Source organism: Maribellus luteus (assembly GCF_003576475.1).
In the GTDB taxonomy this organism is placed as follows: domain Bacteria; phylum Bacteroidota; class Bacteroidia; order Bacteroidales; family Prolixibacteraceae; genus Draconibacterium; species Draconibacterium luteum.
Genome location: NZ_QWGR01000343.1, coordinates 1 through 502, shown reverse-complemented (window position 1 = coordinate 502; position 502 = coordinate 1). Strand labels below are relative to the sequence as shown.

The window sequence follows — 502 nt, the reverse complement described above, 5'->3', positions numbered from 1 at the left end:
GTACAACACGCCGTCATTCAATTCACAGAAAGACAGCGAGGGCCCGGAGAAGCGGCTGTTCCACAATCGTCTTGCAGTGCAGGCAGGTGCCTATCAGAACTCCTGCTGGGTGGTGTCGGTGGCAAAGGCCGGTGACGAAGACGGCTTTCCGCTGATCGGTGGCAGTCTGATCGTCAATCCGGACGGCGAGGTGGTGGTCGAGGCCAAGACCGAAGGTGATGAACTGCTGGTTCATCCCTGCGATCTCGACGACACCGTATTCGGCAAGAAGACGATTTTCGACTTCGCCCGCCATCGGCGCATCGAACATTACGGTCTCATCACGAGCCAGACGGGCGTAGTGTTGCCGCCTGAAGTGTAGATTCCCGATTGGAGATCAGTTTATTGCAAACTGCACAGCGCCCAATGCCATCGCGACCGCGGCCTGAGTCGGATCGATGACGGGAATGCCGAGCGCATCCTCTAGCGGTTTGCGATGGCGGGCCATGCCGGCGCAGCCCAT

2 protein-coding genes are annotated in these 502 nt (G+C 59.0%); one reads left to right on the top strand and one right to left on the bottom strand.

The window, feature by feature from the left end; genetic code table 11:
- Window positions 1-361, top strand: a 361-nt coding sequence (locus tag D1614_RS29155; RefSeq protein WP_206610238.1) for a nitrilase-related carbon-nitrogen hydrolase, incomplete at its 5' end; no start/stop codon positions are given.
- 15 nt (window positions 362-376) lie between these two features.
- Here the strand turns inward: D1614_RS29155 and D1614_RS29150 are convergent.
- Window positions 377-502 carry an aspartate/glutamate racemase family protein gene (locus tag D1614_RS29150; protein WP_497006696.1) on the bottom strand — a complete coding sequence of 42 codons (126 nt, stop codon included), beginning with the start codon at window positions 500-502 and terminating at the stop codon, window positions 377-379.